Origin of the sequence: Kineococcus sp. NBC_00420, assembly GCF_036021035.1 — a bacterium.
In the GTDB taxonomy this organism is placed as follows: Bacteria; Actinomycetota; Actinomycetes; order Actinomycetales; family Kineococcaceae; genus Kineococcus.
This window is the reverse complement of record NZ_CP107930.1, coordinates 4,769,773-4,795,424: the sequence shown is the minus strand read 5'-3', so window position 1 is coordinate 4,795,424 and position 25,652 is coordinate 4,769,773. Positions and strand designations below refer to the sequence as shown.

Annotated in this window: 22 protein-coding genes; 11 read left to right on the top strand and 11 right to left on the bottom strand. The window is 73.2% G+C overall.

The window, feature by feature from the left end; all coding sequences use genetic code 11:
• The first annotated feature begins 72 nt into the window (after nucleotides 1–72).
• From OG218_RS23455 to OG218_RS23445, 3 genes are read left to right on the top strand one after another with little or no spacing between them, the layout of a single operon-like run.
• A complete protein-coding gene (locus tag OG218_RS23455; protein WP_328295630.1) occupies nucleotides 73–672 on the top strand; it encodes a DUF3043 domain-containing protein in 600 nt (199 codons plus the stop codon).
• A gap of 13 nt (nucleotides 673–685) precedes the next feature.
• The gene (locus OG218_RS23450) at nucleotides 686–1,582 is read left to right on the top strand and encodes a COX15/CtaA family protein (protein ID WP_328295629.1); all 897 of its coding nucleotides are present in this window, start codon (nucleotides 686–688) and stop codon (nucleotides 1,580–1,582) included.
• Nucleotides 1,583–1,607: 25 nt separating this feature from the next.
• The gene (locus OG218_RS23445) at nucleotides 1,608–2,618 is read left to right on the top strand and encodes an aldo/keto reductase family protein (protein WP_328295628.1); all 1,011 of its coding nucleotides are present in this window, start codon (nucleotides 1,608–1,610) and stop codon (nucleotides 2,616–2,618) included.
• Between the two features lie 46 nt (nucleotides 2,619–2,664).
• Here the strand turns inward: OG218_RS23445 and OG218_RS23440 are convergent, their stop codons facing one another.
• The 8 genes from OG218_RS23440 to OG218_RS23405 form a co-directional block, all read right to left on the bottom strand.
• Nucleotides 2,665–2,874 (bottom strand): hypothetical protein, encoded by a 210-nt coding sequence (locus OG218_RS23440; protein WP_328295627.1) that lies wholly within the window; start codon nucleotides 2,872–2,874, stop codon nucleotides 2,665–2,667.
• A 10-nt stretch (nucleotides 2,875–2,884) separates the two neighbouring features.
• Nucleotides 2,885–4,405: an MFS transporter gene (locus tag OG218_RS23435; protein ID WP_328295626.1), complete on the bottom strand. Its 1,521-nt coding sequence runs from the start codon at nucleotides 4,403–4,405 to the stop codon at nucleotides 2,885–2,887.
• A gap of 37 nt (nucleotides 4,406–4,442) precedes the next feature.
• Complete coding sequence (locus tag OG218_RS23430) at nucleotides 4,443–5,543, bottom strand: quinone-dependent dihydroorotate dehydrogenase (RefSeq protein WP_328296285.1); 1,101 nt, start codon at nucleotides 5,541–5,543, stop codon at nucleotides 4,443–4,445.
• A gap of 86 nt (nucleotides 5,544–5,629) precedes the next feature.
• Nucleotides 5,630–6,934, bottom strand: a complete 1,305-nt coding sequence (locus tag OG218_RS23425) for an MFS transporter (RefSeq protein ID WP_328295625.1) — start codon at nucleotides 6,932–6,934, stop codon at nucleotides 5,630–5,632.
• A 167-nt stretch (nucleotides 6,935–7,101) separates the two neighbouring features.
• Nucleotides 7,102–8,148, bottom strand: a complete 1,047-nt coding sequence (locus tag OG218_RS23420; RefSeq protein ID WP_328295624.1) for a Gfo/Idh/MocA family protein — start codon at nucleotides 8,146–8,148, stop codon at nucleotides 7,102–7,104.
• Nucleotides 8,149–8,206: 58 nt separating this feature from the next.
• Nucleotides 8,207–8,563, bottom strand: a complete 357-nt coding sequence (locus OG218_RS23415; RefSeq protein ID WP_328295623.1) for a DUF779 domain-containing protein — start codon at nucleotides 8,561–8,563, stop codon at nucleotides 8,207–8,209.
• Between the two features lie 103 nt (nucleotides 8,564–8,666).
• A complete protein-coding gene (exaC, locus tag OG218_RS23410; protein WP_380162139.1) occupies nucleotides 8,667–10,190 on the bottom strand; it encodes an acetaldehyde dehydrogenase ExaC in 1,524 nt (507 codons plus the stop codon).
• 92 nt (nucleotides 10,191–10,282) lie between these two features.
• Entirely contained in the window at nucleotides 10,283–11,542 is a 1,260-nt protein-coding gene (locus tag OG218_RS23405; protein WP_328295621.1) for a GAF domain-containing protein, read from the bottom strand.
• Nucleotides 11,543–11,732: 190 nt separating this feature from the next.
• Here OG218_RS23405 and OG218_RS23400 point away from each other — a divergent pair, with 190 nt between their 5' ends.
• Nucleotides 11,733–12,941, top strand: a complete 1,209-nt coding sequence (locus OG218_RS23400; protein WP_328295620.1) for a nicotinate-nucleotide--dimethylbenzimidazole phosphoribosyltransferase — start codon at nucleotides 11,733–11,735, stop codon at nucleotides 12,939–12,941.
• Here OG218_RS23400 and OG218_RS23395 read toward each other — a convergent pair.
• The gene (locus OG218_RS23395) at nucleotides 12,851–13,573 is read right to left on the bottom strand and encodes a GNAT family N-acetyltransferase (protein ID WP_328295619.1); all 723 of its coding nucleotides are present in this window, start codon (nucleotides 13,571–13,573) and stop codon (nucleotides 12,851–12,853) included. The two genes, OG218_RS23400 and OG218_RS23395, sit on opposite strands and share 91 nt — an antisense overlap.
• Before the next feature lie 22 nt (nucleotides 13,574–13,595).
• Here OG218_RS23395 and OG218_RS23390 point away from each other — a divergent pair, with 22 nt between their 5' ends.
• From OG218_RS23390 to OG218_RS23370, 5 genes are all read left to right on the top strand, one after another.
• Nucleotides 13,596–15,095 (top strand): leucyl aminopeptidase, encoded by a 1,500-nt coding sequence (locus tag OG218_RS23390; RefSeq protein ID WP_328295618.1) that lies wholly within the window; start codon nucleotides 13,596–13,598, stop codon nucleotides 15,093–15,095.
• 332 nt (nucleotides 15,096–15,427) lie between these two features.
• Nucleotides 15,428–15,817 carry a hypothetical protein gene (locus OG218_RS23385; protein WP_328295617.1) on the top strand — a complete coding sequence of 130 codons (390 nt, stop codon included), beginning with the start codon at nucleotides 15,428–15,430 and terminating at the stop codon, nucleotides 15,815–15,817.
• 203 nt (nucleotides 15,818–16,020) lie between these two features.
• On the top strand, nucleotides 16,021–17,400 hold the full coding sequence (lpdA, locus tag OG218_RS23380; RefSeq protein WP_328295616.1) for a dihydrolipoyl dehydrogenase: 1,380 nt from the start codon (nucleotides 16,021–16,023) through the stop codon (nucleotides 17,398–17,400).
• Between the two features lie 64 nt (nucleotides 17,401–17,464).
• Complete coding sequence (gene sucB, locus OG218_RS23375) at nucleotides 17,465–19,291, top strand: 2-oxoglutarate dehydrogenase, E2 component, dihydrolipoamide succinyltransferase (RefSeq protein WP_328295615.1); 1,827 nt, start codon at nucleotides 17,465–17,467, stop codon at nucleotides 19,289–19,291.
• A 77-nt stretch (nucleotides 19,292–19,368) separates the two neighbouring features.
• On the top strand, nucleotides 19,369–20,259 hold the full coding sequence (locus tag OG218_RS23370) for a TIGR01777 family oxidoreductase (RefSeq protein WP_328295614.1): 891 nt from the start codon (nucleotides 19,369–19,371) through the stop codon (nucleotides 20,257–20,259).
• Nucleotides 20,260–20,262: 3 nt separating this feature from the next.
• On the opposite strand, the gene OG218_RS23365 is transcribed toward OG218_RS23370, so the two are convergent.
• Nucleotides 20,263–21,927, bottom strand: a complete 1,665-nt coding sequence (locus tag OG218_RS23365; protein WP_328295613.1) for a protein kinase domain-containing protein — start codon at nucleotides 21,925–21,927, stop codon at nucleotides 20,263–20,265.
• 66 nt (nucleotides 21,928–21,993) lie between these two features.
• Here OG218_RS23365 and OG218_RS23360 point away from each other — a divergent pair, with 66 nt between their 5' ends.
• Complete coding sequence (locus OG218_RS23360; protein WP_328295612.1) at nucleotides 21,994–23,349, top strand: NAD(P)/FAD-dependent oxidoreductase; 1,356 nt, start codon at nucleotides 21,994–21,996, stop codon at nucleotides 23,347–23,349.
• Nucleotides 23,339–24,067: a peptidase E gene (locus OG218_RS23355; protein WP_328295611.1), complete on the top strand. Its 729-nt coding sequence runs from the start codon at nucleotides 23,339–23,341 to the stop codon at nucleotides 24,065–24,067. The genes OG218_RS23360 and OG218_RS23355 overlap by 11 nt, the downstream gene beginning before the upstream one ends.
• A gap of 43 nt (nucleotides 24,068–24,110) precedes the next feature.
• Here OG218_RS23355 and OG218_RS23350 read toward each other — a convergent pair whose 3' ends face one another.
• A complete protein-coding gene (locus OG218_RS23350) occupies nucleotides 24,111–25,652 on the bottom strand; it encodes a GMC family oxidoreductase (RefSeq protein ID WP_328295610.1) in 1,542 nt (513 codons plus the stop codon).

The following is a 25,652-nucleotide window of genomic DNA, read 5'->3' as shown; positions in this document are numbered from 1 at the left end:
CCGCGACGCTACACAGGCCCCACCGCCGCAGGAGGAGGTGGAGGTGGTGCGCGGTGACGTACCCTCGGTCTCGTGTTCGGACGCTCGAAGGAGAAGCCAGCCGCCTCGACCCAGGTCGTCGAGGGGTCGCTCGTCGAGCTGACCAAGGAGGGCGGCAAGGGCCGCCCCACGCCGAAGCGCAGCGAGGCCCGCGCCCGCAACGCCCGCCCCCTGGTCCCCACCGACCGCAAGGCCGCGCAGAAGCTGAGCCGCGAGGCCCAGCGCGAACAGCGCGCCAAGATGCAGACCGCGTTGCTCACGGGCGACGAGCGCTACCTGCCGGTGCGCGACCGCGGAGCCCAGAAGCGCTTCGTCCGCGACGTCGTCGACGCCCGTCGCAACGTCGGTGAGTACTTCCTCATCATCGCCGGTGCCTCGCTGATCCTCTCGATGATCGCCCAGCCGCTGGGTTCCGCGCAGCTCCTGCTCGGCACCACGCTGCTCATCTACCTGATGCTGGCCGTCGTGATCATCGACAGCATCCTGCTGGGCCGCAAGGTGTCCCGTGCGGTGAAGGCCCGGTTCCCCGAGCCCGAGCGCGGTCTCGTCTCCTACGGCGTCACCCGTGCGCTGCAGATCCGCCGGATGCGCCGACCGGTGCCGATGGTGGACCGCGGCGCCCTCCCCCGCTGACCGGAGCCGCACCGTGACCCACTCCCGCGCCGTCCGCTGGACGACCGCGGCGGCCCTGGCCGTCGCCATCCTCATCATCGTGACCGGCGGGATCGTCCGGGTCTCCGGCTCCGGGCTCGGCTGCCCGACCTGGCCGCGCTGCACCGCCGACTCCTTCACCTCCGCCGCCGCCTCGACGGGCATCCACGGCGCGATCGAGTTCGGCAACCGGCTCCTCACGACGGTCATCTGCATCGCCGTCGGGGCCGTGATCATCGCCTGCCTGCTGCAGCGGCCGCGTCACCGCGCGCTGCTCTGGTCCGGCTGGGGGCAGTTCCTCGGGGTCGTCCTCAACGCCGTCGTCGGGGGGATCACCGTCCTCACCGGGCTGAACCCCTACATCGTGGCCGCCCACTTCGTCGCCGCCATCGCCCTGCTGGTCTCCGCGACGGTCAGCTACGACATCGCCCACCGCGCGGTGGTCCCCGCACCGGCCGAGACGACCCGCCGGCTGGCCCGTGGGCTGGTCGTGGTGACCGGTGTCGTCGTGGTGCTGGGCACGATCGTCACCGGGTCCGGGCCGCACCCCGGTGACAGCGCCGAGATCCACCGCATCCCGGCGAGCTGGACGGCCGTCACGGTCGTGCACGGGATCTCGGCCGTCCTCGCGCTGGTGCTCGCGGCCGTCGTGGTCGTCGTGGCGAAGCGTGCCGGGGACGACCTGGTCCACCGTCGCGCGACGATCCTGCTGGTCCTCTTCGTCCTCCAGGCCGGCCTCGGGATCTACCAGAGCCTCGACGGCCTCCCGGGGGTCGCGGTGGTCCTGCACCTCCTCGGTGCCGCGCTCACCGCGTCCGGTGCGACGCGCGTGCTGCTGGCCGCCCGCAGCTCCACGGTGGACCGACTCGCCCCCGAGGCCCTCGCCGTCTGAGCGCCCACAGGTTAGGTTCGCGACCATGGAGTTCCGACACCTCGGTCGCAGCGGACTGAAGATCTCAGAGATCACCTTTGGCAACTGGCTCACCCACGGCTCCCAGGTCGAGAACGACGCGGCGATCGCGTGCGTCCACGCCGCGCTCGACGCGGGCATCTCGACGTTCGACACGGCTGACGTCTACGCGAACACGGCCGCCGAGACGGTCCTGGGCATCGCGCTCAAGGGCCAGCGCCGGGAGAGCCTGGAGATCCTGACGAAGGTCTTCTTCCCGACCGGCCCCAAGGGCCACAACGATTCGGGCTTGTCCCGCAAGCACATCCACGAGTCCATCGACGGGTCGCTCAAGCGGCTCGGCACCGACCACGTCGACGTCTACCAGGCTCACCGCTGGGACGTCTCGACCCCGGTCGAGGAGACGATGCAGGCCTTCGCCGACGTCGTCCGCGCCGGCAAGGCGCTCTACATCGGCGTGAGCGAGTGGACCGCCGACCAGCTCCGCCAGGGCCACGCGCTGGCGAAGGACCTGGGTTTCCAGCTCATCTCCAACCAGCCGCAGTACTCCGCGCTCTACCGCGTGATCGAGGAGGAGGTCGTCCCGACCTCGCGCGAGCTGGGCATCTCCCAGGTCGTCTTCTCCCCCATCGCCCAGGGCGTGCTGACCGGCAAGTACACCCCTGGTGGCGCGCCGCCCGAGGGCAGCCGGGCCACCGACGAGAAGGGTGGCAAGCAGATGATCAGCCGCTGGATGCGCGACGACGTGCTGTCGCGGGTCCAGGAGCTGAAGTCGGTGGCGAGCGAGCTGCAGCTCTCGATGGCGCAGCTGGCCGTCGCGTGGGTGCTGCAGAACGACAACGTCGCGGCCGCGATCATCGGCGCCTCGCGTCCCGAGCAGGTGCACGAGAACGTCAAGGCCTCCGGCGTGACGATCCCGGCGGAGCTGCTCCAGAAGATCGACGCCGCCCTCGGCGAGGTCGTCGAGCGCGACCCCGCCCGCACCGCCGCGACCGCCCCCACGTCCCGCCCGTCCTGATCCCCGACCGTGATCTTGCTGGGTCTTCCAGCAAGATCACGGTTCGTCAGTCGACGGGGCGCAGCGAGAGCGGGCCGTAGACCTCGGCGCCGTCCGCCCACAGGTGGGCGTTCTCGACGCCGCGGGCGCGCAGCTCACGCCACGACTCACCGATCCACACCTCGGCGTCGGACTGCGTCGGGAACACCGTCTCGTCACCGTCGAGGGCACGACCCTCGACGTCCTCGTACTTCCAGGTCCACTGCGTCGGTCTCACCCTCGCGAACCTACTCGACCCGGTGCCGGGCCGCGCTGGCGTCGTGCGCGCCGTGCTGGTGCGCGGCGCGGCGGCGCAGGTCGACGATCGCCAGCACCAGCGCGAGCACGACGAGTCCCAGCGAGACGCGCAGCCCGTCGGAGAGCGCCTCGCCGAAGACCTCCTGCGAGCGCGGACCCGCGGCGACGGTGGAGAAGAAGATCGCGGTGGTGGCTGCGACACCGACGGCCGAGCCCACGCGCTGTCCCGTCTGCAGGACCCCGCCCGCGACCCCGGCGACGCTGCGCGGCACCTCGGCCAACGTCAGCGTCTGGTTTGGGGAGATCACGAGCCCGCTGCCGGCCCCCGCGACCGCGAGGCACGCCGACAGGGCGAGCGCGCCGGCGGTGCCCTGGAGGGCGGCGGACACCACGTCGGCCCCGGCCAGCCCCACGGCCACGACGACCAGCCCGACGACGACGACCGGCCGACCGCGCCGGTTCACCTGGCGCCCCCCGACCTGGGCGAAGATCGCGGACATCACCGCGAAGGGCGTCTGCACCAGCCCGGCCTGCAGGGGCGAGAACCCCAGCCCGGTCTGCAGGTAGAGCGTGACGACGAGGAAGATCCCGGTGAACCCGGCGAAGTAGGCGATCCCGACGAGGGCGCCGCCGGTGAAGGACGCCGTGCGCACCAGCTCACCGGCCACGACCGGGTCGCGACCGCGCTTGCCCTCCCAGCGTTCCCAGCCGACGAACGCGGCGAGCAGCACCGCACCCGGCAGCAGGAACCACCAGCGGGCGGGTGAGTCCCCCTGGCCGGTGGTGAGGACGAAGGGCAGCATGCCGAACACCGTGGCCGCGGCCAGCAGCAGCAACCCCGGGACGTCGAGGTGGAGCTTGGAGCGGGCCCTCGACCGGTCGCGGCCGGGCAGCCACTTCCACGCCAGCGGCAGCAGCACGATCCCGATGGGGACGTTCACCAGGAAGACCCCCCGCCAGCCCTGATCCTCGCCGAACACCGCGAGGATCCCGCCGCCGAGCAGCGGCCCGATGGCGGTGGAGAGCCCGATGGTGGTTCCGAACAGCCCGAAGGCCTTGCCCCGTTCGGCGCCGGAGAACAGCTCCTGGATGAGGGCGAGGACCTGGGGGTTGACCAGCCCGGCCGTCACCCCCTGGGCGAGGCGGACGATCGAGAGCGCCGTCGCGGACTGGACGAGCCCGGCCCCCGCGCTGGTGAGGACGAAACCGGCGAGGCCCACGACGAAGAGCAGCCGCCGGGAGTAGAGGTCGCCGACGCGCCCGGCGGGGACGAGGACCAGGCCGAAGGCGAGGGCGTAGCCGGCGACGATCCACTGGATCTGGCTGGACCCCGCCCCCAGGGACGTCTCGATCGAGGGCAGCGCGACGTTCACGATGGAGACGTCGAGGAGGGTCATGAACCCGACGGCGAGGCAGACCCCGAGGGCACGCCAGCGGTTCGGATCGGGTGCCGGGTCGGAGGAGGAGGGCCCGTCGGAGGAAGCGGAGGGGCGTCGGGCCAGGTCGGTCACGGGTCCGACCATCACCCGCGTCCGCGGGTGGCACAACTCAGAACCGCTTGTCGCCCTCACGACGGGTGCGGCTGGCAGCCAGTTCGCCCAGGACGCGTCGGGCCCAGCCCGGGCCCTCGTAGACGAACGCGGTGTAGGCCTGCACGAGCGAGGCGCCGGCGTCGAGGCGTTCCTGGACGTCCGCGGCCGTCTCGATCCCCCCCACGCTGATCAGCACGAGGCGTCCGTGGGTGCGCGCAGCGAGCCGGCGCAGCACCTCGACCGAACGCTCCTTCAGCGGGGCACCGGAGAGACCGCCCCCACCGGCGGCGACGACGAGCGTTGCGCCGGAACGCAGTCCCTCGCGCGAGATCGTGGTGTTCGTGGCGACGATCCCGTCGAGCTCCTCCTCCAGGGCGAGGTCGGCGACGGCGTCGACGTCGGTGTCGGAGAGGTCGGGGGCGATCTTCACCAGGAGCGGGACGTGGCGGTGGGCGGCGGCGTCGGCGGCCTCGCGCACGGAGCGCAGCACCGGCCGGAGCTTCTCGACGGCCTGGAGGTCACGCAGTCCCGGCGTGTTCGGGGAGGAGACGTTGACGACGAGGTAGTCGGCGTAGGGGGCGAGGAGCCGCGCCGAGACCGCGTAGTCGGAGGCGGCGTCGGCCTCGGCCACGACCTTGCTCTTGCCGATGTTCACCCCGATCACGACGGGGTGCACGGGCGGGACGGCCCGCACCTGGCGCAACCGCCGCGCCACGACCTCGGCGCCGGCGTTGTTGAAACCCATCCGGTTCACGACGGCCCGGTCGGCGACGAGCCGGTGCAGACGGGGTCTGGGGTTCCCCGGCTGCGGCAGGGCCGTCACGGTCCCGATCTCGACGCAGGAGAACCCGAAGTTGCCGAGCGCCGCGATCCCCGTGGCGTTCTTGTCGAACCCGGCGGCCAACCCCAGCGGGGTCGGGAAGTCGAGGCCGAAGACCGTCGTGCGCAACCGGGGATCCGGTTCGACGAAGACACGGCGCAGCACCTGCGAGGCAACGGGAACGCGGCTCGCGACCCGCATCCCGGCGAAGGCCCAGCGGTGGGCGTCCTCGGCGTCGATGCGCGTCAGCAGGTGTCGGTACACCGTCTTGTAGGCGCGTCCCGATCCAGCCACCACGTCCTGCACTCCCCCGGTCGTCACGCTGCGTTCGAGCACCACGGCCGCCGTCCCCGCGGCCGTGGTGCCTCACGATAGACGGTGGATCAGCTGATCGAGGACGTCCGGGTCTCGCGCAACAGCGACAGCGCGACGAGGCTGACGACGGCCGTGCCGGCCAGGTAGAACCCGACCCAACCGACGCCGTGGGCCGCGGCCAGCTTCACCGCGGTGTACGGCGCGAGGGAGGCGCCGAGGATGCTGCCGCAGTTGAAGGCCAGCGAGGCCCCGGTGTAGCGGACGTTGGTCGGGAAGAGCTCGGGCAGGTACGCCCCGATCGGACCGAACACCAGGCCCATGAAGAACAACCCGGCGCACAGCCACACCATGACCAGTGCGGTGCTGCCGGAACCCAGCAGCGGACCGGTCAGCAGCCCCACGACCGCGCCGCCGACCATCGCGGTGGCCAGGACCGGACGACGACCGATCCGGTCGGAGAGGATCCCGGAGAGCGGGGTGGCGGCGGCCATGAAGAGCACGGCGACGCACAGCATCAGCAGGAAGTCGTGACGGGAGTAGGCCAGCGCCTTGGTCCCGTAGCTGAGCGACCAGGTCGTGGTGAGGTAGAAGAGGGTGTACGTCAGCATCACCGAGAAGGCGCCGAGGACGACGATGCGCCAGCTGCTGCGGAAGGTCTCCGCGACCGGGACGCGCACCCGGCGGTTCTCCGACAGCGCCTTGGCGAAGATCGGCGTCTCGGCCAGGCTGAGCCGGATCCAGAGCCCCAGGACCACCAGCACGGCGCTGAGCAGGAACGGCACCCGCCAGCCCCACGCGGTGAACGTCGCGTCGCTCATGGTCGAGGAGAGGACGATGAACAGCGTGTTCGCGATGATGAAGCCGAGCGGCGCACCGAGCTGGGGGAACATGCCGTAGAGGGCCCGGCGGTTCGCCGGGGCGTTCTCCGTCGCGAGCAGCGCCGCGCCGCCCCACTCACCCCCCAGCCCGAAACCCTGCCCGAAACGCAGGATGCAGAGCAGGACGGGAGCGAGGGTCCCGGCGCTCGCGTGCGTCGGCAGGACGCCGATGAGCACCGTCGAGACGCCCATGACGAGCAACGCGGCGACGAGCGTCGTCTTGCGGCCGATCCGGTCGCCGAAGTGCCCGAACACGACCGAGCCGATGGGGCGCGCGACGAAGGCGATCGCGAAGGACGCCAGCGACGCCAGCGCGGCGGCGGTGTCGTTGTCGGAGGGGAAGAAGAGCTGCGGGAAGACGAGGACGGCGGCCGTCGCGTAGACGTAGAAGTCGTAGAACTCGATCGTGGTGCCGATGAGGCTGGCGGCTGCGACCTTCCCCGTGGGGTTGGTCGGCGGCGCGGCCCGGGTGGTGCTGAGGTCGGCGGGACCCATGAGTGGAAACCTTCGGACGACGGGTGGGTGCGGGAGCCGTTCCCAGGGTTCGTCCTGGCGGGCGGGTGACACCCGGAGTCGCCCAACCGGGGTCGCCGTCGCCGCTCCGGGTGTGACGCAGATCCTACGCCCCAGCTGTGAGGCATCCAACGAGCGAGACGACCGTCTCACTCCGTGAGATAGACGACCTCCTGGTGTTCGATGCTGCCGTGCACCGCGTCCACGGTGGTGCAGGTCTCGACCGCGTCCCACGGGTCGACGGGGACGGGACCCCGCCCGCGCACCGCGGCCGCGAACCCGGCGTAGAAGTCGGGCCAGCGGCCGGCCTCGCTGGGCACCCGGCGCACCGCGCCGCCACCGAGGGCGAGCCACCCCCAGCGACTCGCGGGCTCCGCGCCCCACGCCGCGCCTTCGGAGGAGGGTGTCCGGCCCGAGAGGAGGACCTCCTCCTGGACGTCCATCGGGGACTCGACGACGAAGCTGCCCCGGGTGCCCGTCACGCGGTAGCGCGGTCCCGGCAGGGCCTGCTTCCACGACCCGGACAGTTCGCTGCGCACCCCACCGACGTGCTCGATCTGGATCCGGAAGTCGTCCTCGCTCCCCTTCCCGCCCCGGGCCTGCGCGTTCACGCTGCGCGCCGGCCCGAAGAGGTGCAGCGCCTGGTCGACCAGGTGCGCTCCGAAGTCGCGGACCAGGCCGCCCCCGGCCGCCGGCGGGTCGCCCGCGGACCACCGCTCGAAGGAGGACTCCAAGCGCACCACGTCCCCGAGTTCCCCCTCGGTCAGCACCCGCTGCAGGGTCAGGAAGTCGGAGTCCCAACGGCGGTTCTGGAACGGCGCCAGCAGCACCCCGGCGGCCTCCGCGCGCTGCACCGTCTCGATCGCGCTCCGGGCGTCGAGGGCGAAGGGCTTGTCGCAGACCACGGGCAGACCCAGGTCGATCGCCTGGTTCGTCAGGTCCGTGTGCGTCGCCGCCGGGGTGGAGATCGCGACCGCGTCCACACCCAGGGCCTTCGCCTCGGCGAGCGAGCCGACGACCTCGACCCCGTGCTCGGCCCTCGCCCGCGCCGCCCGTTCGGCGTCGGAGGTCACGACGACCCCCAGCCGGGCCCCGGGGGCGCCCGCGATGATCGGGGCGTGGAAGAAGCGCCCACCCCCGCCGTACCCGAGCAGGGCGAAGGTCACGGGTTCAGGGCGGGTGTCGGCGTCGCTCACGCGGGCCACCGTAGCCACCCGTCCTCCGCGAGGACCGGGGAGACCGGGAACCTCCCGCTCAGACCCGGCACAACCGGGACCGGACGAGGAAGCGCACCCCGTCCGGCGCCTCGAGCGAGAACCCGGCCCCGCGCCCGGGGACGAGGTCGATGGTCAGTTCGGTGTGGGCCCAGCGCAGGTACTGCTCCTTCGACATCCACACCCCGACGGTGAACGCCTCGGAAGCCTCCTCGGCCGGGATCTCGAGGTTCCCGAGGAACTCGTCCGCGTCGGAGAGGATGAAGTCGCCGTCGGGGAAGCACATCGGGGAACTGCCGTCGCAGCAGCCCCCCGACTGGTGGAACATCAGCTCCCCGTGCCGGGCGCGGAGGCGGCGCAACTGCGCCGCCGCCTCCGCGGTCAGTCCTACCGGCACGTCGTCTCCCGGTCACCCGCGGGACGGGAGACGCCGGGCGGTGCGATCGTCGGGGTCATCGTCGAACTCCTTCTCGTCGGGAGGGGCGAACGCGCGCGGTGGCTCAGAAGAAGCCGAGCTTGCTCGTGGAGTAGCTGACGAGGAGGTTCTTCGTCTGCTGGTAGTGGTCCAGCATCATCTTGTGGTTCTCCCGCCCGATGCCCGAGCTCTTGTACCCGCCGAACGCGGCGTGCGCGGGGTAGGCGTGGTAGTTGTTCGTCCACACCCGCCCGGCCTGGATCCCCCGGCCCATGCGGTAGGCGAGGTGGATGTCGCGGGACCACACCCCGGCCCCGAGACCGTAGAGGGTGTCGTTGGCGATCTTCAGCGCGTCGTCCGGGCCCTCGAAGCGGGTCACCGAGACCACGGGCCCGAAGATCTCCTCCTGGAAGATGCGCATCGAGTTGTCGCCCTCGAAGATCGTCGGGTTCACGTAGTACCCGCCGGCGAGGTCGCCCCCGAGGTCGGCCCGGTCGCCGCCGATGAGGAGCTTGGCGCCCTCCTGCTTGCCGATGTCGATGTAGGAGAGGATCTTCTCGAGCTGGTCGTTGCTGGCCTGGGCGCCGATCATCGTCTCGGTGTCCAGCGGGTTCCCCTGCTTGATGGCGCGGGTGCGTTCCACGGCGTCGGCCAGGAACGACTCGTAGATCCCGTTCTGGATCAGGGCGCGCGACGGGCAGGTGCAGACCTCGCCCTGGTTGAGGGCGAACATCGTGAAACCCTCGAGGGACTTGTCGTAGAAGTCGTCGTGCGCGCTCGCCACGTCGTCGAAGAAGATGTTCGGGCTCTTGCCGCCCAGTTCCAGCGTGACCGGGATGAGGTTCTGGCTCGCGTACTGCATGATCAGGCGGCCGGTCGTCGTCTCACCGGTGAAGGCGATCTTGCGGATGCGCGGGTTGCTGGCCAGGGGTTTCCCGGCCTCGGCCCCGAACCCGTTGACGACGTTCACCACGCCCGGTGGCAGCAGGTCGCCGATGAGGTCCATCAGGAACATGATCGAGGCCGGGGTCTGTTCCGCCGGCTTCAGGACGACGCAGTTGCCCGCCGCGAGCGCCGGGGCCAGCTTCCAGATCGCCATCAGCAGCGGGAAGTTCCAGGGGATGATCTGCCCGACCACGCCCAGGGGTTCGTGGAAGTGGTAGGCGACGGTGTCCTCGTCGATCTGCGAGATCCCGCCCTCCTGGGCGCGGACGACGCCCGCGAAGTAGCGCAGGTGGTCCACGACGAGCGGGATGTCGGCGGCGAGGCACTCGCGGACGGGTTTGCCGTTGTCCCAGGTCTCGGCGACGGCGATCTTCTCGAGGTTGGCCTCGATGCGGTCGGCGATCCGGTTCAGGACGAGGGCACGTTCGGCGACCGAGGTGCGGCCCCAGGCGGGAGCCGCGGCGTGGGCGGCGTCGAGGGCCCGTTCGATGTCGGCCGCGGTGCCGCGGGCCACCTCGGTGAAGGTCTGCCCGTTCACGGGGCTGGGGTTCTCGAAGTAGCCGCCCTCGGCGGGCGCCACGCGTTCGCCGCCGATCCAGTGGTCGTAGCGGTCGGCGTACTCGACCACGCTGCCGGTGCGTCCGGGGGCTTCGTAGACCGTCATGGAGACCTCCGTGGTGAAGGAGAACAGCGACTGCTCCGTCGCTGCCCACCACAGTGCGCCGTGCTGCGTTGCAACCCCGTTGCAGGCGGCGCTCACCCGCGGAGGCGGACCTCCCGGGCCAGCGCCTCGGCCCGCCCGGGATCCCCGGGGGCGAGGCGTCGGACGAGGTCGTGGGCCACGACGGGGTCGTCACGACCGATGCCGGTCCGGGAGAACTCCAGCAGGGCCTGGTCGTCCTCCCCCTCGAGGACGGCGGCGCGCAGCCCGGCGCGCAGTTCCTCGCGCAGTTCCCGGATCCCGGGGGCGTCGGAGGCGGGCAGCAGGTCACCGGTCCAGCCCCGGACCGCGTCCCGCACCCGGCCGGCCCGCAGCGCGTCCCGGACCTCGAGGGCGTCGCAGCCGAGCGCTCCGACCAGCCGGTAGGGCGCGGGCGACAGCGCGACGAGACCCCGGGTGCGTTCCCCGAGCACCGACCGCAGCCGGTGCACCTCGGCGCGCACCGACACGGGGGCGAGGTGGCGTTCGTCGAGCTCGGCGGCCAGCCGGGCCGCGGACTGCCCACCCTCCGGGCCGGTGAGCAGCGTGAGCAGGACCTCGCTGTGGCGCAACGACAACGGGCGGACGTCGGCGGCGACCCCGAGGTGCGCGGCGGACCCCAGCACCGACAACCGGGGAGCGGGTGGCGGCAGCGCGACGGGCGTCCCCCCGAGGCCACGGCGCAGCGCGGCGACCCGCAGCTCCCCCTCGAGCGCCCCGACGGCGGCGCGCACGAACTGCAGGGCCCGTTCCCGGCCGAGGTCGTCCCCGCCGGTGAGGTCGAGGACGCCGAGCACCTCCCCGGAGGAGGGGTCGCGCACCGGGGCGGCGGAGCAGCTCCAGCGGGAGACGGCCGTCGCGTAGTGCTCCTCCGCCCGGACCCGGACGGGACGGCCGAGGGCGAGGGCCGTCCCCGGGGCGTTGAGGCCGGCGACGTCCTCGCTCCAGCGCGCCCCGGCGGTGAAGGCCATCCGTTCGGCCGCCCGGCGCAGTCCCGGGTCGCCCTCGACCCACAGCAACGTCCCGTCGACGTCGCTGACGGCCATCAGGACGGGCACCCCGAGGGGTTCCTCGAGCAGCAACCGACGGGCGGTGGGCAGGACACCGGCGAGGGGGTGGGCGTCGCGACGCTCGAGCAGGTCGGTCCCCTCGAGCAGGACCGGGGGCAGGACGCGGTCGGGGTCGAGGCCGGTGCTGCGCGCCCGCCACCAGGAGGAGGACACGAGGTCGCGGGCACCGGGCAACGGCGTCCCCGCGGGCCCGCTCTCGCAGGACGCCAGCCAGTCCTCGCGCGATCGGGACAACCGTGCCGACACCCGCTCGTCCCTCCCCCTCGGGCCCTCCGTCGGACCCGGGTGCGAGAACGGTAGGCCGGTCGGCGACGAGCGACAAGGGACGGCTCGCCCGCCGGGGCGCCCGGAGGTGCGACCATGCGGGGCACGCCGCCGTGCGCGGTCGCGTGGCACGCTGCGAGACCCGTCCCACCCGTCCCACCGAGGAGCACCGATGACCGACGGCCCGCGGCCGTTGAACCTGCGTGAGATCGCCGAGGGTCTGCGCTCGCCGCACACCCCGCTCGCGCGCCCCCGGCTGGTGGCGCCGCTGCGTCCGGCCTCGCGCGCCGATGGGCTGGCGTCCTGGCTCGCCGGGACGCAGGACCGTGACGTGCCGGCTCCGCTGGAGCGGGTGCGCCTGGTCGTCTTCGCGGGTGACCACGGTGTCGCCGCCCGGGGGATCTCCCGGCTGGAGCCGGGGTGGACGGCGCAGGCCGTGCGCGAACTCGTCGCCGGTCGGGGGGCCTTCGCCGCCCTCGCCGCGGCGGTCGGGGTCCCCGTGGCCGTGCACGCCCTGGGCGTGGACTGGGGCGAGCAGGGCCCCGACGGCGTGCCCGCTGCCGTGCTCGAGCACGCGCTCCGGCCCGCCGGGGACATCGCCGTCGGGGACGCGCTGAGCGCCGAGGAGGTCGAGGCCGCGGTCCGCGCGGGGGCGGCGATCGCCGACGCCGAGGTCGACGCCGGGGTGGACCTGCTGCTGCTCGGTGACCTGGGCGCCGGGGCGACGACCGTCGCCGCGACGCTGGTGGCCGCCTGCCTGCGCAAGGGCGCGGTCGACGTCGTCGGACGCGGCAGCGGCGTCGACGACGACGCCTGGATGCGCAAGACGGCCGCCGTGCGCGACGCCGTCCGCCGCTCGCGCAAGCTCGCGACCCGGCCCACCGCCGTCCTGCAGGCCGTCGCGAGCGCCGACCTGGCCGCTGCGGTCGGGTTCCTGCTGCGGGCCGCGGCCCGCCGGACCCCGGTGCTGCTGGACGGGGTGGTCGGGGTCGCCGCCGCACTGCTCGCCTCGCGCGGGGTGCCGGGGGCGGAGAAGTGGTGGCAGGTCGGCGCGGCGAGCGCGGAACCGGCGCAGGCCCTCGCCGCGGACCGGCTGAAGATGGTGCCGGTGCTGGACCTCGGCGCCGGTCGCGGGGGCGGGTCGGGCGCGCTCAGCGCCCTCGGCGTGCTGCGGGCTGCGCAGGCCCTGGCTGCGGCGGACGAGGCGGCGCTCCCCCCGCTGCCCGACCCGGAACCGGAGCCCGAGCCCGAGCCGGAGCCCGAGCCCGAGCCGGAACCCGGGGCCCCGGTTCAGGAGGCCGGAGCCGTCGCGGTGGAACCCGTTGCGGTGGAACCCGCCGCGGAAGGACCCACCGACCCGAACGACCGCCCGAACGTGTAGCCCCGCGCCGTCGCGGCGAGTTCCACCAACCCCGCGCGCCGGTAGAACGCGACGGCGCCGGGGTTGGCGCCCGACACGCCGAGGTGGACCCCCGGCGACCCGTCGGCCGCCAGCTGGGCGCAGACCCGCTGCACCAGCGCCCGCCCGATCCCCTTGCCCTGCAGCCGGGGCAGCAGGTCGACGTGCAGGTGCGAAGGGTGGGTGGCCCAGACGGGTTCCGGGGTGACACCGCCGTGGACGGTCCGCAGCGGCCCGGCGTCGAAGCCCTGCACGTCCTCCGGGCGGGGGTAGCGCGCCCGCAGCGGCGGCCACCACTCCGCCTCGCGCCAGCGTTCGAACGCGGCGGTGTCCCGGCAGCCGAGGAGGTACCCGGCGACGCCGTCGGCGTCCTCGACGACGGTTCCGAACCGGGCCTCGTGGTGGGCGTACGGCGTCGCGTAGACGTCGGCGAGCAGTTCGGGGAAGGCCGTGCGCGCGGTCGCGTCGCGACCCGCGTCACCGGTGCGCAGGCAGATCTCCTGCAGCGCGGGGACGTCGGCCACGCCGACCTGACGCCACCACAGACCGGGGCGGAGCTCGTGCGGGCCGGCGCTGACGTCGGGGTCCGGGTGCGGCGCAGGTGGCTGGATCACGCCCCCACGTTAGGGTGCCGTGGTGTCACGTCTCCTGCTCAGCAGCAAGTCCGTCAAGAGCGTCTCGGTCGACGCGCTGGTCCTGGGACTGGCTCCCGCGACCGGCAAGCGTCCCGGCGCCCCCGAGGTCCTGGGGGGTGACGACCTCCCCCGCGCGACGCGTTCCGCGCTGGCCGAGGCCGCGCTGGCCCTGGGTGCGAACGGCAAACCGGGCACCGTGCACCTCGTCCCCGGGACGACCGGGCTCGCCACGCCCCTGGTCGCACTCGTGGGCGTCGGCACCGCCCCCGACCACGAGACCCTGCGCCGCGCCGCGGGTCAGGCCGTGCGCGCCCTCACCGGCAAGGGCCGGGTCGCGTTCGCGTTGCCCACCCCCGACGCCGCCACGCTGGCCGCTGTCGCCGAGGGCGCCGGGCTCGGTGCCTACGCCTTCACCCGCTACAAGGCCGCCGAGCGTGAACCGGTCGCCGAGGTCACGCTGCTGGTCGACAAGCCCCGGGACAAGACCTTCCGCGCCGCGGTCGAGCGGGCCGAGGTCCTCGCCCGGGCCGTCGCGACGGCTCGCGACCTCATCAACACGGCACCGGGCGACCTCGCACCGGCCGACCTCGCCGCGGCGGCGCTGCAGGCCGCGGCGGGGACCTCGCTCACCGTCCGCGTGCTGGACGAGCAGGCCCTGGCCGACGGCGGCTTCGGCGGCATCCTCGGTGTGGGCCAGGGGTCTTCGCGTCCCCCGCGCCTGGTCGTCGTGGAGCACGCACCGGCCAAGGCCAAGGGCCACCTCGCGTTCGTCGGCAAGGGCATCACCTTCGACTCCGGCGGTCTCTCGCTGAAGCCCGCGGGCGGCATGGAGACGATGAAGAGCGACATGTCGGGTGCCGCGGCCGTGCTGGCCGCGGTCCGGGCGGTCGCCGACCTGAAGCTCCCCGTCAAGGTCACCGGTTGGCTGGCCATCGCGGAGAACATGCCCTCCGGCACCGCGATCCGCCCCTCCGACGTGCTGACGATGCACGGCGGGACGACGGTCGAGGTCCTGAACACCGACGCCGAGGGGCGGCTCGTCCTCGGTGACGCGCTCGACGCCGCCTCGGCCGAACGTCCTGACGCCATCGTCGACGTGGCCACCCTGACCGGCGCCCAGGTCGTCGCCCTGGGGAACCGGGTCTCGGGGATCATGGGCAACGACGAGGAGTTCCGCAGCGCGGTCCTCGCCGCGGCCGAACGGGCCGGGGAGTCGTTCTGGCCCATGCCGTTGCCCGAGGAGCTGCGGGCGACGCTGGACTCCCCCGTGGCCGACCTGGCCAACATCGGCGACCGGGCGGGCGGGATGCTCGTGGCGGCGGTCTTCCTGCGCGAGTTCGTCGGCGACTCCGCCGCGGGGACCGCGATCCCCTGGGCGCACCTGGACATCGCCGGTCCGGCCTTCGCCACGGGTGAGCCGTGGGGGTACACCCACCGCGGCGGGACGGGTGTCGCGGTGCGGACCCTGGTCGCGCTGGCCGAGGACCACGCCGGGCGCTGAGCCCGGCCGGGGCCCGGGACGCACTGCGGGGCCGTTCCCCGGAAAGGGCTGCGGCCCCGATGAGGCATTCCGGTGCTTCTCGGTCCGATTCCCGTGGTGAAACGTTCTGGGAACGGGAACCTCTGCATCAGAGGCTGTTCACCGACGGTTTCCATGATCGAAGAAGCCCCGGCCTGCTGATCGAGTGATCATTTCCGAGACAACTCGTGCACTCTCTGCAACTAGCTATATGCTCTCGGTGACGACCTAGTTCGGGGGCGTCACCACGCCGACCGGTTCGGTACATCGCACAGCTCCCCGGTGTGCACCGGGGCTCTCGTCACGGAGGCACCATGTCCAGCACCGCCATCCCGTCCCGCTCCTCCCGCCGCCTCGCGCGTCTCGCCGCCGGTCTCGCGGCCACCGCCGTCCTGGCCGGTGGCGGTCTGGCCTCGGCGGCCGTCGCGTCGGCTGCCCCGTCCGCGACCCTCACGACCGCCAAGGTGGCCCCCGGGTTGAAGGCGACCTCGACGGTCGAGCGCAAGGAATCGGCGACGCAGCGCAAGGAGTCCACGGTCGACCGCAAGGAGTCCGCGACCCAGCGCAAGGAATCCACGGTCGCCCGCAAGGAATCCAGCACGCAGCGCAAGGAGTCCACGGTCGCCCGCAAGGAATCCGCGACCCTGCGCAAGGAGTCCGCGGTGGACCGCAAGGAATCGGTCACCTCCGAGAAGGAGCGCTGAACCGCTCCTCCAGACCTGCCGGTCCAGACGAACCGAACCCCCCGCACACAGCGCCTGCTCCCCCGGGACCGGGCGCTGTCGTGCGTCCAGCCCTGCCCCCCAGCGTCACCGCTCGCTCACACACCCCCTCGCGCTGCGTGCGGGACGTGGTGAGAGGATCGCGACGGAGCAGTCGCCAGCACAGCCGACCTCAGGAGCATTTCGTGGCAGGTGCCGCCGAGCAGCAGTACGACGTCGTCATCCTCGGGGGAGGTAGTGGGGGCTATGCCGCCGCACTGCGTTCCGCCGAGCTGGGCCTGAAGGTGGCCCTGGTGGAGAAGGACCTCCTCGGAGGGACCTGCCTGCACCGCGGGTGCATCCCGACCAAGGCCCTCCTGCACGCCGCCGAGGTCGCCGACACGACCAGGGAGTCGGAGACCTTCGGGGTCCGCGCCTCCTTCGAGTCCATCGACATGGCGGGCGTCAACAAGTACAAGGACGGCGTCATCGCGCGCCTCTACAAGGGTCTGCAGGGGCTCGTGAAGTCCCGCAAGATCGACCTGATCTCCGGGACCGGCAAGCTCGTCGCGAAGAACACCGTCGAGGTCGACGGTCAGCGCTACACGGGCCGGTCCGTCGTCCTGGCCTCGGGTTCCTACTCCCGCAGCCTGCCCGGCCTCGAGATCGGTGGCCGGATCATGACCAGCGAGACGGCCCTCGGCCTGGACTCGGTGCCCGAGAAGGTCATCGTCCTCGGCGGCGGGGTCATCGGCGTCGAGTTCGCGAGCGTGTGGCGTTCCTTCGGTGCCGACGTGACGATCGTCGAGGCCCTCCCGCACCTGGTCCCCCTCGAGGACGAGGCGGCCAGCAAGGCCCTCGAGCGCGCGTTCCGCAAGCGCGGCATCACGTTCTCCCTCGGCGTCCGCTTCAAGGGGGTCGAGCAGACCGACTCCGGTGTCGTCGTCACCCTCGAGGACGGCAAGACCTTCGACGCCGACCTCATGCTCGTCGCCGTCGGTCGTGGTCCGAACACCGCCGGCCTCGGCTACGAGGAACAGGGCATCACGATGGACCGCGGGTTCGTCCTCACCGACGAGCGCCTCGCGACCAACGTCGCCGGCGTCTACGCCGTCGGCGACATCGTCCCCGGCCTGCAGCTGGCCCACCGCGGGTTCGCCCAGGGCATCTTCGTCGCCGAGGAGATCGCCGGTCTCGACCCGAAACCTGTCGACGAGCTCGGCATCCCGAAGGTGACCTACTGCGAGCCCGAGGTCGCCTCCGTCGGCCTCACCGAGGCCAAGGCCCGGGAGAAGTTCGGTGACGTCGACGTCCTCGAGTACAACCTCGGGGGCAACGGCAAGAGCCAGATCCTCGGCACAACCGGTTTCGTCAAGCTGGTCCGGCAGAAGGACGGCCCCGTCGTGGGCGTCCACATGGTCGGCTCCCGCATGAGCGAGCAGGTCGGCGAGGCGCAGCTCATCGTGAACTGGGAGGCCTACCCCGAGGACGTCGCCGCCCTCGTGCACACCCACCCCACCCAGAACGAGGCCGTCGGAGAGGCGTTCCTGGCGCTGGCCGGGAAACCGCTGCACTCCCACTCCTGACCCGAAACTGAAACCCGCGGCGTCCTCCGGGCGCCGGAGAACGTCCGTGAGGAGAACCGAAGACATGTCGAACTCGGTGCAGATGCCCGCTCTCGGTGAGAGCGTGACCGAGGGCACCGTCACGCGGTGGCTGAAGTCGGTCGGTGACACCGTCGAGGTGGACGAACCGCTGCTGGAGGTGTCCACCGACAAGGTCGACACCGAGATCCCCTCGCCGATCGCCGGTGTCCTGCTGGAGATCCTCGTGCCCGAGGACGAGACGGCCGACGTCGGCGCCGACCTGGCCCGCATCGGTGAGGCGAGCGAGCAGGGCGGTGGGGAGTCCGCGCCGGCGCCGCAGGAGGAGTCGAGCACGGAACCCGCGCCGGAGCCCGAACCCGCACCGGAGCCCGAACCCGCACCGGAGCCCGAACCCGCGGCCCCGTCCGCCCCGGCCCCGGCTGCTGCGCCCTCCGCCGGCTCCGGTGGTGGCGAGCCCGTCAAGATGCCCGCGCTCGGTGAGTCCGTCACCGAGGGCACCGTCACCCGCTGGCTCAAGGCCGTCGGGGACAGCGTCGAGGTCGACGAACCGCTCCTCGAGGTCTCGACCGACAAGGTCGACACCGAGATCCCCTCCCCGATCGCCGGCACCCTGCTGGAGATCCTCGTCGGCGAGGACGAGACGGCCGACGTCGGCGCCGACCTCGCCCGCATCGGCGACGCCTCCGCGCAGTCCCCGGCCCCGCAGGAGGAGACCCCCGCGCCGCAGGAGTCGCCGCGGGAGGAGTCCCTGGCCGACGAGGTCGCGGAGCGCGAGACCGCGCAGTCGCAGGCCGAGCAGGCCACCCAGCCCTCGACGCCGGCCGCGAAGGAACCCGAGGCCGCTCCGGCCCGGGAATCCGCTCCGGCACCCACCCCCGCTCCCGCCCCGGAGAAGCCGGCGGCTCCGGCCGCGGCCGAGGCCACCGGTGGCAGCACCTACGTGACCCCGTTGGTGCGCAAGATGGCCAAGGACCTCGGGGTGGACCTCTCCTCCCTCACCGGCACCGGTGTCGGTGGCCGCGTGCGCAAGCAGGACGTGCAGGAGGCCGCGGACAAGGCGGCGGCCGCCGCGAAGGCCGCTGCGGCCCCGGCCCCGGCCCCTGCGGCCGAGAAGCCCGCAGCCAAGCCCGCCGCGACGGTGGAGGTGTCCGCCAAGCGCGGCACCACCGAGAAGATGTCGCGCCTGCGCAAGGTCATCGCCCAGCGCATGAAGGACTCGCTGCAGAACTCCGCGCAGCTGACGACGGTCATCGAGGTCGACGTCACCCGGGTCGCCCGGCTGCGGGCGCGGGCGAAGGACAACTTCGCCGCGACCGAGGGCGCGAAGCTGACGTTCCTGCCGTTCTTCGTGAAGGCCGCGGTCGAGGGGCTCAAGCAGCACCCCTCGCTCAACGCCAGCATCGACGGCGAGAACATCGTCTACCACGGCACCGAGAACGTCTCGATGGCCGTGGACACCCCCAAGGGCCTGATCACCCCGGTGATCAAGAACGCCGGGGACCTCAACCTCGGTGGCCTGGCCCGCAAGATCGCCGACCTCGCGGCCCGCACCCGGTCGAACAAGATCACCCCGGACGACCTGTCCGGCGGCACGTTCACCATCACCAACACGGGCAGCATCGGGGCGCTCTTCGACACCCCGATCCTCAACGCCCCGCAGGTCGCGATCCTCGGAACGGGCGCGATCGTCAAGCGTCCGGTCGTCCTCACCGACGCCGAGGGGCAGGAGACCATCGCGATCCGCTCGATGATGTACCTGGCGCTGTCCTACGACCACCAGGTCGTGGACGGTGCGGACGCGGCCCGCTACCTGCAGACCGTGAAGAAGCGCATCGAGGCCGGCGAGTTCGAGGGCGACCTCGGTCTCTGACCCGACCTGTTCCGACAACCCCGTTCCCGCCCGGCGGGAACGGGGTTGTTCCTTTCCCGAGAACCTGGAGTTCCACCGTGCGCATCCTCGTCAGCGGAGCCAGCGGGCTCATCGGCCGTCACCTCGTCGCGAAGTTGCGCAACGGCGGTCACGAGGTCGTGGTGCTGGTCCGTCGCCCCGAACGCGAACCGTCCGAGCTGCGCTGGGACCCGGCCACCGGGGACCTCGACCCGGCCCGCCTCGGCCGGATCGACGCCGCGGTGAACCTGTCCGGGGCCGGGGTCGGCGACAAGCGGTGGACCCCGAAGTACAAGGAACTCATCCTCCGTTCCCGCACCGAGACGACGTCCACCCTGGTGCGCGCGCTCGTGGCCCTGGACGAACGCCCCGAGGTCCTGGTGAACGCGTCGGCGATCGGGGCCTACGGCGACGGCGGCGACACCGTGCTCACCGAGGCCGCCCCCCGCGGTGGGGACTTCCTCGCCGAGGTCGTGCGGGAGTGGGAAGAGGCGACCGAACCCGCTGCCGCAGCGGGGATCCGGGTCAGCCTGGCCCGCACCAGCCTGCTCGCCAACCCCGTCGGCGGCGCCTTCGGACAGTTGCTGACGCTGTTCCGCCTCGGTCTGGGCGGACCGCTGGGCGACGGCCGCCAGTGGTGGAGCCTCATCTCCATGCCGGACGAACTCGCGGCGCTGGAGTTCCTGCTCACCCACCCCGTTCCCGGGCCGGTGAACCTCGCGACCCCGGAACCCGCGACGAACACCGCCGTCGTGAGCGCCCTGGGGGCGGCCCTGCACCGTCCCGCCCTGCTGCCCGTCCCGTCGTTCGCGCTGCGGATGGTGCTGGGCGAGTTCGCCGAGCAGATCACCGCGAGCCAGCGGGTGGTCCCGACCGCTCTGCTGGAGGCGGGGTTCACCTTCCGCCATCCCGACGTCGCCTCGGTCACCGGCTGGCTGGCGAACGCCTGAGCGTCACCCGACCGCGCTGATCCGCCACTCCCCCTCGACCCGGTCCAGGATCAACCGGGACGTGCGCGGTGCGCTCTGCGGGACGCTGGTCCGGGCCCCGTCCGCGGCGACGGTCTCGTGCGCCGACGTGACGACGTCGGCGCTCAGGGTCCACTGCTCCTCCGTCCTGCTCTCGACCCGCACGTCGCTCACCGCGAACCCGAGCCCCGTGAGGGTGGTCCCCGCACGGGCGAGGTCGTCGAGCACCGCCCGGTCCGTCGCGGCAGCCGACGACCCGGGGACGTCCACCCGGTCGAGCGCACCGGCCTCCCCCGAGGAGAGCGCGCTCGCCCGGCGGTCGGCGAGTTCGGTCACGACGGCGACGGGATCGACCCCCCGGAGGACGTCGGCGCCGGCGATCACCGCGGGGGTCTCCCCCACCGGCGCTGCCGGGGTCTTCCCCGCGACCGGCGCCGCGACGTCGGGCGCCGCGGCGGACGCGACCGGGGAGGCGGGCGCCGACGACCCAGAACCGTCGCCGCGCAGCGAGAGGGCGAACGCCCCAGCGCCCACGACGAGCACGACGCCTCCGGCCACGAGGGGGAGCCGCACGCCGCGGGTCCCGCCGCCCGCCCGGCGCCGGGGCGGCCTCGCAGGAACCGCCCGGCGCCGAACGGTGGGCGTCGCGGGGCTCGGGCGCGCGCTGACCGGCGGCGGGGCCGTCTCGGACAGCTGCCGGGTGGCTCCCGGCGGTGGCGGGACCACGGGTGCCGGGGTGCCCGGAACCCGCCGGGGCGCGGCGGGTGCAGCGCTCGGCGTCAGACCCCGGACCGCCCGCGGACGAGACGCCGCGGACACCGCCGCGGCCAGCTCACCGGGTGTCGGACGACGGGACTGGCTGCGGTGCAGTCCTTCCTGCAACGCGGCGAGCACGACGGCGGAGGATCCGGGCGGCAGGTCCGCGGCCGCCCGCCGGACGGCCGACCGCGCGCCGAGCGCCCCGGCGCGGGCCGGCACCTCACCCGTCAGCGCCCACCAGCCCAGCGCGGCGAGCCCGTAGACGTCCGAGGCCGCACCGACACCACCGCCGCCCAGAGCGGTGGGGTCGGCGAAACCGGGTGTTCCCAGGACGCTGCCGTGCTGGCGCCCCAGGGCCCGCGAGACCCCGAGGTCGGCCAGCAGCGGTTCGCCGCGGGCGTCGAGCAGGACGTTGCCGGGGGCGATGTCCCCGTGCACCACACCGGCCGCGTGCAGGTCCTCCAGGGCCGGGCCGAGCACCGCGAGCAGCCCGGAGACCTCGCCGGCGCTGAGGCGCCGGCGCTGCGCCACCAGGGCCGCGAGCGACCCGCCGACCGCGAGGTCGAGGACCAGGACCGGTCGCCCCTCGGCGTCGGTGGAGATGTCGTGCACCGCCACGACCCGGGGGTGGCGGACCCGGCGCAGCATGGAGAGCTCGGCGAGGAGGTCCCCGGAACCCCCGGGGTGCAGGACCTTCAGCGCACGTTCGACGTCGTCGACGCCGGTGCCCGCCCAGACGACGCTGGAACCGCCGGCGCCCAGCAGGCGGTCGATGCGGTAGCCGTCCACCTCGGGGGCGCGGCGGCGGGGATCGTCCCCGAGCGCGGCCAGCGCCTCCCGCCGCCACTGCCGGGCGGGGGCCGTCTGCGTTCCGGGTCCTGTGCGCTCCACGTCTCAAGGGTGCGCTACGACGGGGACTGCCGTGCCGGTTGTCCACAGGCTCGATAGGCTCTGCGGGTGACCGTCAGCACCACTTCCGATGCCTCCTCCCTCAGCCCGTACGGGACGGAGTCCCCGCACGGCTCGGCGCTGCGCTCCTCGGCCGAGGTCGTCGTCATCGGCGCCGGGCTCGCCGGCCTCGCGTGCGCCAAGCACCTCAGCGCCGCCGGGCTCGACGTGATGGTGGTGGACTCCGCCGACGCCGTCGGTGGCCGGGTGCGCACGGAGACGGTGGGCAGCTTCCGCGTCGACCGCGGGTTCCAGCTGCTGAACCCCGCCTACCCCGAGGTCCCGAAGGTCCTCGACGTGGACGCCCTCGACCTGCAGTCCTTCGACGCCGGAGTCGCCGTGCACCGCGGTGGCCGGGTCAGCACGCTGCGCGACCCCCGGCGCCACCCGACGGCCGTGCTGGACGCCCTGCGCTTCCCTCTCGGTTCGGTGAAGGAGAAGGCCGCCCTCGCACGCTGGGTCCTGAAGGTCACCTCCGCGGGCGACCTCAAGGACGCCGACACGGGCTGGTCGGACGCGCTGGACGCGGCCGACGTCCACGGCGAACTGCGCTGGTCGATCCTCGAGCCGTTCCTGGCGGGGGTGCTCGGCGAGGTCGACGGGACCACGTCGCGCCGCTTCGTCGACCTGCTCGTCCGGAGCTTCCTGCGCCGGACCCCGGGCCTGCCCGCCCGGGGCATGCAGGCCGTCCCCGACCAGCTGGCGGCGGGGCTCCCCGCCGGGTCCGTCGTCCTCGGGACGGAGGTGCGCCACATCGGTCTCGCACCGCGTTCGCTGGTCGTCCAGACCGTGGCGGGCGGGGTGAACTGCGAGCGGATCGTCGTCGCGACCGACGCGCACACCGCTGCCCACCTCGTCCCCGAACTCTCGGTTCCCGACAGCAACGGGCTGTCGACGTTCTGGTTCGCCGCCGCGACCTCCCCCGCGCCGCAGTCGCGGGAGAAGCTGCTGCACCTCGACGGCGACCGGTCGGGTCCCGTCGTGAACTCCGCCGTCGTGTCGTCGGTGGCCCCCGGCTACGTGCTGGCCGGCAGCGACCACCGCGCGCTCGTCAGCGCCCAGACCCTCGGTACCGACACCAGCGCCGAGACGGAACAGCGCGTGCGCGAGCAGCTCGGCCGGGTCTACGGCGTGAACACCGGCGCCTGGGCGCTGGTCACCGCGCACTCCATCCCGCACGCGCTGCCCGTGGTCGCGCCGCCCTTCGAGGGGCCGCAGCCGGTCGAGGTGGGCGACGGCGTGTTCGTCGCCGGGGACCACCGCGAGAACTCCTCCCTGCAGGGCGCGCTCGTGTCCGGTCGGCGCGCCGCGGACGCCGTGGTGTCGAGCGTGTTCGGCCGCAACGGGATCCGCCGTGCCGGCTGACCGCCCGACCATCGTCGCGACGTCGGGCGGTTTCACCCGTCGCGAGCGCGGCGGGCTGGACTGGGCGGGAACGGCGCACCTCGCCGTGGAGCTCGCGAAGGTCCCCGCGAGCCGGCGTCCCCGGCTCACCTACCTGGGCACCGCCGGTGGCGACCAGCGGACCTGGGCCGCCGAGGTGCACGCCGCCGGTGAACGGGCCGGGTTCTCCACCACCGTGCTCGACCTGTTCCCGATGCCCAGCGTGGAGGACCCGGCCGCGCAGTTGCTGGGTTCCGACGTCGTCTGGGTCGGTGGGGGTTCGGTCGCGAACCTCCTCGCCGTCTGGCGCGTCCACGAGCTCGACGAGGCGTTCCGCGCCGCCTGGCAGGCGGGGGTCGTCCTCGGCGGGGTGAGCGCAGGGTCGATCTGCTGGTTCCAGGGGGGCACGACCGACTCCTTCGGGACGGAACTGCGCGCCGTGACGAACGGACTGGGCCTGCTCCCCTACGGCAACGGCGTCCACTACGACTCCGAGGCCCGTCGCCGTCCCCTGGTCCACGGACTCGTGGGTTCCGGGGTCCTGGGCGAGACGCACTGCAGCGACGACGGAGTGGGTCTGGTCTACCAGGACACCGAACTCGTCGAGGCCGTCACCGAGGTCCCCGGCAAGGGTGCCTACATCGTTCGGCGGGGCGAGGACGGCGTCGTCGAGACCCGCGTCGACCCCCGCCCCCTCTGACCCCCACTCGCGATCTCACCGGGTTTCCCCGAGGAATCGCGGGTCAGGAACGGGCGCGGAACAGGTCCGCGGCGCGTTCGGCGACGGCGACGACGGGGGCCTGGGTGTTGCAGGACGGGAGCGACGGGAACACCGACGCGTCGCAGACGAACAAACCCTCCACCCCGTGCACCGCGAGGTCCGGCCCGACCACCGACCGGTCGTCGGTCCCCATCGCGGCGGTACCGCTGGAGTGGAAGAACGTGTCGACGCTGCGCCGGACGAAGGCCACGGCCTCCGCCCGGTCGCGCGGGCGACGGTCCGGCGCCGCCGCCCCGGAACTCAGCGCCCGGTACCCCGAGGTCGCCATCAGGTCGAAGACGGTGTCGATCGACTCGACCAGCGCCTGCAGGTCGTCGGGTTCGGCGAGGTAGTTCGGCTGGACGTGCAGCGGAGCGCCGGGCTTCGCCGACGTCAACCGCACCGCACCGGTGCTGCGCGAACCCATCAGCCCGGGCGACACCGCGAAGACGTCGCCGGACACGTCGTGGGCGGCGCGCACCTCGGGACCGGCGTGCGGCCCCTGCACGACGAACGCGTGCAGGTCCGGGCCCACCCCGGCCACGGAACTGCGCCAGTTCAGCATCGCGCCACCCCCGTTGTCCCGCACCGGGCCCAGTGGTTCACGGGCCCGGAAGACCATGCCCATGAGCAGCGGGTGGTCGGCGTAGCGGTCCCCCACCCCCGGCAGCGCGACTCGCGTCGCGAGTCCGAGCCGGGACAGTTCCGCGGGGTCCCCGATCCCGGACAGCGAGAGCAGTCGCGGGGTCTCCAGGGCACCGGCGGACAGCACCACCCGCTCCGCCCGGCTCGTCCGCAGTCCACCGTCCACGATGTGCTCCACCCCGACGGCGCGCAGGCCCTCGAACACGACGCGGTGCACCGGGGAGCCGGTGAGCACGTGCAGGTTCGGCCGCTCCAGCGCCGGTTCGAGGTAACCCCGCGCCGTGCTCCAGCGTTCCAGGACACCGTCCGCGCGGCGGCGGGCGTTGAAGTTCGCCAGCGTCGCCCCGAGGTTGTCGGCGGCGTTGGCGTCCTCGACCACGGGTAGCCCGAGTTCGGCCGCACCGCTCAGCAGCGCCGACGCGACGGGGTGCGGGTCCCTCGAGGTCTCGATCCGCATCGGGCCACCGGCTCCGCGGAACTCGCTCGCCCCGCCCTCCCAGTCCTCGCTGCGGCGGAAGTACGGCAGCAGCGACGCCCAGTTCCAGCCGCTCGCCCCGCGACGTTCCCAGTCGTCGTAGTCGCTCGGGTGCCCGCGGTACCAGAGCATCGCGTTGATGCTGGAGGACCCGCCGAGCACCCGGCCGCGCGGGATCGGGATCGTCCGCCCGTCGACGAGGGCGGTGGGCGCGTGGACGTGCCGGTGGTCCAGGTCCCCGCCGAGCAACGACACCCAGCGACCGGCGTCGAGGACGTCGGCCAGCCCGCGGTGGTCGGGGCCGGTCTCCAGCAGCAGCACCCGGGCAGCCGGGTCGGCCGACAACCGGTTCGCCAGGACGCACCCGGCCGCGCCGCCACCGACGACCACGTAGTCGTAGGTCAT